The following is a 5,615-nucleotide window of genomic DNA, read 5'->3' as shown; positions in this document are numbered from 1 at the left end:
GGGGAGTGGGGAGTGGGGAGATGAAGAGAAATAACCAATGCCTAATCCCCAATACTTCGACTTCGCTCAGTACAAGTGCCCAATGCCCAACCCCCTGTCCCCAATCCCCATTTCCCTATAATCAGTCAGCTGACGCTAAAATGAGTCCACAGTTAAATTTGATTATTGCTAAATGTTTACCATCGATTTAAGCATCAGAAACACTGCTTTCCCTATTTCAGTACAACGTAAGTCAGCAGAGGATGCTGAGGCTGTCTATCAGCTGATTTTGGCAGCAATACGCTCTGGTAACCCTGACATTGTGGAACTCAAGTGCGAGGGCAAGACAGAAAAAAAAATTGCTGTCCGCGCTAGTGAAATTTCTGGGGTGCAGATTGTTCAGAAAGATGGTACAACCCCTGGTGGTGGTAGACCACCTGGCTTTTTCGCTGTAGCTGCTGAGTAACCAAGGTTGACAAATGGCTCAAGTGGGCATTGAGGTCAAGGATTTAAATTTCAGTTGGCCTAATGGAGAGAAGGTTATCAAATCTTGCTCTTTAGAAGTACCCAAGGGCGAGTTTTGGATGCTCTTAGGTACAAATGGTAGTGGGAAATCAACGTTACTAAGACTGCTGGCAGGGCTATTAGCTCCTGAGTCTGGGGAAATTCGAGTTTTGCACCCTGTTGGCTTTGTCTTCCAAAATCCGGATCATCAACTGGTGATGCCAACGGTTGGTGCTGATGTGGCTTTTGGATTGGTGGAAGAAAAGTTACCACCTGCTGCCACTAGAGCAAGGGTTGAGGAGGCGCTAGGAGCGGTGAATTTGCTTACTCTCCTACGACGCCCTATTTATGCACTCTCTGGGGGACAGAAACAGCGAGTCGCGATCGCTGGTGCGATCGCCCGTCGCTGTGATGTCTTATTACTAGATGAACCCACTGCCTTATTAGATCCAGATAGCCAGTTGGATTTAGTGGCTGGTGTGCGCCGCCTTGTCAAAAGTCGAGGTATTACAGCCTTGTGGGTGACACATCGATTAGACGAGTTAAATTACTGTGACGGCGCTTTCTTGCTAGAAAAAGGCTCTCTGGTAGATAGGGGTGAACCTCAACGCCTCAAACAACGTCTAATGGAGGTACACAGCGAAGCCTCTTAATTTAGTGCTGAGTGCTGTTAGCGGATAGCTATGGTTTAGCCCGTGCTAAGTGCTGAGTAAAGTAAAAAAGTACTCAGGCTTTCATACCTGTACATGCTCTGCCCTTTATAGGTAGTCTTTTAACTCAGCATTGCTTCGTTTTTATTACTACTGAAAAAGAACTGCAACGCGCCTTTTAAACAAAGGCGCGTTTTAAGTTGGTACGTCTGTCTTAAGTTTTAGTTTTGTGAGGCTGCCGTATTTTTTATTCTGTGTAGCATAGTGTTACAGACTATGCATCAATTATTATAAAACTTATGAATGAATTTTGTTAACTCTAGAAAATTGTGATTAAAAACCATGCCCCGTTCCTTACTCCAAGCCGTTTTGTTAGTAGACGGCTACAATATAATTGGCGCTTGGCCTTGCCTTAAAAAAACGCGTGATAGTGTTGGACTAGAGGCAGCACGGGGTGAACTTGTGGAAGCGATGACGGGTTATAGTGCGTTTCAGGGTTATGCAACTCAAATAGTTTTTGATGCCCAATATCAGAACTCCTCTAGCAATAAAGAAATAATTACTGAGCTTTTATCAGTTTATTACACTGATTTTGGACAGACAGCAGATACTTATATTGAAAAATCCTGTGCGTCTATGCGCCAGGAAATAGCCCAATGTTTGATTTCTCGTGTAATTGTTGCTACATCAGATCGGGCACAGCAGTTGATGATACAGGGGTATGGGGCTGAATGGTTATCGGCACAACAACTCTGTGGGGATGTAGAAGCTACTGTCTGTCAGATGCGACAGAAGTATCATACGCGCAAACAATCTAAGAGTAGGTTTTTAGCTAATGCCATTGATGCTAAGGCGCGGCAGCGTCTGGCTGAATTACGAATGGGATTACAGTAGATATTTAAAAGTCTCTGCTTAAGTTCCTGAATGAGTTTTGGTTACAAAAATTTTATAAATTAAGTATTTAAAAAAATATTGGCGAAAGTACTTGCCAAATCCTATTTTTAGCCCTAATATTATAAATCGTGAGTGATCCTCAGTAGCTCAGTGGTAGAGCGATCGACTGTTAATCGATTGGTCGCTGGTTCGAATCCAGCCTGGGGAGTTTAGCAATTTTGGGTTTTAAATTTTGGATTCTAGATTATCCTTCAGAGATTTGTGGTCGCTTGACTCGACTGTAACGTTTCTGAATCATGGATCTTTTGGTGCTTGTCCGAAACAAGTGCTGGAGTTTCAACAAGGTTTGCGATCGCAGCTCGAACAGGAACCCTTACGCTTTTTTGGTAGGGAGTGGGAACCCCTGCTAGACGATGCCAGAACTAAGCTGGCGGCGTTTGTAGGTGCTGATGTCCAGGATTTAGTATTTGTCCCCAATGCAACAACTGGCGTTAATTCGGTGTTAAGGTCGCTGACGTTTTCACCAGAGGACGAAATACTTACAACCAACCACGAATACAATGCTTGCCGCAATGCACTTGATTTTATTGCCAGTCGCACTGGTGCGCGGGTGGTAGTGGCAAAAATTCCTTTCCCCATTGACTCGCCACAGCAAGTAGTGGCACGAGTAATTGAGCGAGTTTCACCAAAAACACGATTAGCACTTTTGGATCATGTTACCAGCCAGACAGGGTTAATCTTTCCGATTCAAGAGTTGGTGAGGGAGTTGCAACAACGGGGTGTAGATACATTGGTAGATGGTGCCCACGCACCTGGAATGATTCCCCTCGAATTGAAAGAAATTGGTGCAGCTTATTACACTGGAAATTGTCATAAATGGCTGTGTGCGCCAAAAGGGGCAGCATTTTTGTATGTGCGACGAGATAAACAATCAGAAATTCGTCCCTTAACAATTAGCCACGGCACAAATTCGCCACGCACTGATAAAACCCGCTTTCAGTTGGAATTTGACTGGACAGGTACAGACGATCCTACAGCTTATATGTCTGTACCAGAAGCGATCGCTTTTATGGGTTCGTTGCTACCTGGTGGGTGGATAGAATTGATGCAGCAAAATCATCAGCTAATGTTACAGGCAAGACAGCTACTTTGTAAAGCGCTAGAAGTACAGCCGCCTTGTCCAGAAGAGATGATTGGTTCAATGGCGGTTGTGCCGATGCCTACGATTTGGGAAAACCGCGATTTCATGTCTATATATGATGAGTTGTTTGATAAGTTTGGCATTGAAGTGCAATTGATACCCTGGCAGGAAAAACCTCGGCTGTTGCTAAGGATTTCGGCGCAGATTTACAATACTTTAGAGCAGTATGAGTATTTGGCAAAGGTTTTAAAGGGGTTGCTCTTGGGTTAATCTAGTTTTAGGGTTACAAGCCCACGCCACTTGCTTTATGCCGGGGAACCCGTCCACCGCAGTGGTTCCTCAATTTATTGATGAAGAAAATAAAAAACACTTATCAATATTCAGAGCAAGCGCATCCACGGCGTGGGGTAATAATGGGCGAAAAAGCGAATTGGTAACTGCGAATTGGAGATGACTATCACTTCGGCTTTAGTTTTTTCAATATTGGTCACATTATTCCTTTGAAAGAACTAAATTTGGAATTATGTGACTGAATGTGTGCGCCTTTTATATCAGTGCTTCCTTCATCCATTCAGATGTATTGTGTTTTCGTCTGTGATACGCGCAGCGTCAAACTAGAGGCTTATTGCCCCCGTCGTCAGATATGATTGAGTTGTGGTTGTGTACACCCACAAATCCAGAACTTTGAAAAGAATTTATAGAATATGAATTCACTCGAACCAAGCATAAGTACTGAAGTCGCTGCATCCGATGTTATGCTTCAGATGATTTCTGGCTTTTGGGTGTCACGAGCAATCCACGCTGCTGCTAAACTTGGTATTGCTGACTACCTTAAGGAACAGCCAAAGACATTAGAGGAACTAGCTGCAATCACTGATACTCACGTGCCATCTTTGTACAGATTACTGCGTGCGCTTGCTAGTGTGGGTATATTTGCCGAAGATGACGATCATCGATTTGGCTTAACACCCTTGGCTGCTACTTTACAAACAGATGTTCCTGGTTCTTTGCGTTTTTTTGCGATTTCCGAACTAGGACAAGCGCACTACTTAGGCTGGGATAACCTGCTACATAGCATCAAAACTGGCGAGATTGCGTTTGACCACATCGCTGGAATGAGTGTTTGGGATCATTACCTTAAAAACTCCGAAGCTGGCAACTTGTTTAATCGGGCAATGACAAGTCTAACAGCTTCCGTTTTGGAAGCAATTATTTGCAGTTATGACTTCTCTGCATTCAACACCATTGTTGATGTAGGAGGAGGTGAGGGCAGTTTGGTGACTAGCATCCTTAAAGCTTATCCGACTGTTAAAGGCATTATCTTTGATATACCAACGGTGATAGAAGAAGCAAAATCTCGTCTGCAAGCACAAGGTTTTGCAGACCTCTGTACGGTAGTGTCGGGGAACTTCTTTGAGTCAGTAACAGCAGGTGGTGATGCTTACCTTCTCAAGCACATCATTCATGACTGGGATGAGGAAAAAGCGATCGCTATTCTCAAAAACTGTCATCAGGCAATGTCACAGCATGGTACACTTCTGCTGTTTGAGACAGTAATTCCTCCTGGGAATGCATCTTCTTTTAGCAAGTTGTTTGACCTCAATATGCTAGTTATGACTGGTGGACGCGAACGCACAGAAGAGGAATATCAAGTGCTACTGCTTCATGCTGGCTTCCAACTTACCCAAGTTATTCCAACCCCGTCACCAATTAGCATTATTGAGGCGCTAAAAATTTAAAGGATTGGCTGAAAATTTAGCTCAACAAATTATCGAAGCTGCACAGCGATTATCCCGCAAAGTATACTTGCCTAATCCAGATGGCGAAAAACTAGCTGAAGATCCATTTCCCGCTCTGCAAAGTTGGTTAGCACAAATATAACGCTGCAATTCTAGTAAGCGATTTATCCTTTGTCTAGATGAATATGAGCGCTTGGGTGAGGTAGTGGAAGCAACAAGTAGCCGTGTACCGCTCAACTTTATTCGTAACCTGCTGCAACACTAACCCAAGTGGATTCTATTTTTTAGTGGTTGGCATGAGTTATCTGAACTTCCCGCTTATTGGAGTGACTATCTAATTAACACCCGTGCTTTGCGAATGACTTACTTGCAAGAGTCAGAAGCCCACGAATTGATTCTACAGCCAGTCGAGAACTTCAGCAATATCTATGAACTAAATGCTGTAGATGCAATTATCCAACTTACTCGCACTCAGCCTTTTCTTGTTCAGTTAGTTTGTTACGAGTTGGTGGAGTCGCTAAACCGCGATATCACAAGAAACACACCAGAAGCAGATACAGTAAAAGTAACAAAATTTTCATCGTTATTGTCGCAACCAACATTGCTACAGACATAACCGATATCGCTATAGTCATGACGGAACTTGCTACAGGGAAGGCAGAAGTTGCTACAGGCTGCGCGAAACACGGAAACGTCTTGGCAGAAGTT

General features: G+C 43.7%; 7 protein-coding genes and 1 tRNA gene. 7 read left to right on the top strand and 1 reads right to left on the bottom strand.

Annotated elements, in window-relative coordinates:
• Positions 1 to 172: 172 nt before the first annotated feature.
• The 7 genes from ACFFAP_RS32410 to ACFFAP_RS32380 all read left to right on the top strand — a co-directional run bounded on the left by ACFFAP_RS32410 (position 173) and on the right by ACFFAP_RS32380 (position 5,049).
• Complete coding sequence (locus tag ACFFAP_RS32410) at positions 173 to 445, top strand: hypothetical protein (RefSeq protein WP_012410874.1); 273 nt, start codon at positions 173 to 175, stop codon at positions 443 to 445.
• A gap of 13 nt (positions 446 to 458) precedes the next feature.
• Entirely contained in the window at positions 459 to 1,136 is a 678-nt protein-coding gene (locus tag ACFFAP_RS32405) for an energy-coupling factor ABC transporter ATP-binding protein (protein ID WP_375515064.1), read from the top strand.
• Positions 1,137 to 1,475: 339 nt separating this feature from the next.
• A complete protein-coding gene (locus ACFFAP_RS32400; RefSeq protein WP_375515063.1) occupies positions 1,476 to 2,027 on the top strand; it encodes an NYN domain-containing protein in 552 nt (183 codons plus the stop codon).
• 136 nt (positions 2,028 to 2,163) lie between these two features.
• A tRNA-Asn gene (locus ACFFAP_RS32395) sits at positions 2,164 to 2,235 on the top strand.
• Positions 2,236 to 2,259: 24 nt separating this feature from the next.
• Positions 2,260 to 3,438 carry an aminotransferase class V-fold PLP-dependent enzyme gene (locus ACFFAP_RS32390; RefSeq protein WP_375515062.1) on the top strand — a complete coding sequence of 393 codons (1,179 nt, stop codon included), beginning with the start codon at positions 2,260 to 2,262 and terminating at the stop codon, positions 3,436 to 3,438.
• Positions 3,439 to 3,872: 434 nt separating this feature from the next.
• A complete protein-coding gene (locus ACFFAP_RS32385) occupies positions 3,873 to 4,907 on the top strand; it encodes a methyltransferase (protein WP_375515061.1) in 1,035 nt (344 codons plus the stop codon).
• 4 nt (positions 4,908 to 4,911) lie between these two features.
• Complete coding sequence (locus tag ACFFAP_RS32380; RefSeq protein WP_375515060.1) at positions 4,912 to 5,049, top strand: hypothetical protein; 138 nt, start codon at positions 4,912 to 4,914, stop codon at positions 5,047 to 5,049.
• Positions 5,050 to 5,405: 356 nt separating this feature from the next.
• On the opposite strand, the gene ACFFAP_RS32375 is transcribed toward ACFFAP_RS32380, so the two are convergent.
• On the bottom strand, positions 5,406 to 5,615 hold a 210-nt coding region (locus ACFFAP_RS32375; RefSeq protein ID WP_375515059.1), incomplete at its 5' end, for a hypothetical protein.

The organism is uncultured Nostoc sp. (assembly GCF_964245575.1).
Lineage (GTDB): Bacteria > Cyanobacteriota > Cyanobacteriia > Cyanobacteriales > Nostocaceae > Nostoc.
The sequence above is the reverse complement of the archived record's forward strand: the minus strand, read 5'-3'. Positions and strand labels throughout refer to the sequence as shown.

Bases quoted from the DNA above. Each gene is read 5' to 3' on its own strand.
- ACFFAP_RS32410 (WP_012410874.1), top strand. From the start codon at position 173: ATGTTTACCATCGATTTAAGCATCAGAAACACTGCTTTCCCTATTTCA.
- ACFFAP_RS32405 (WP_375515064.1), top strand. From the start codon at position 459: ATGGCTCAAGTGGGCATTGAGGTCAAGGATTTAAATTTCAGTTGGCCT.
- ACFFAP_RS32400 (WP_375515063.1), top strand. From the start codon at position 1,476: ATGCCCCGTTCCTTACTCCAAGCCGTTTTGTTAGTAGACGGCTACAAT.
- ACFFAP_RS32385 (WP_375515061.1), top strand. From the start codon at position 3,873: ATGAATTCACTCGAACCAAGCATAAGTACTGAAGTCGCTGCATCCGAT.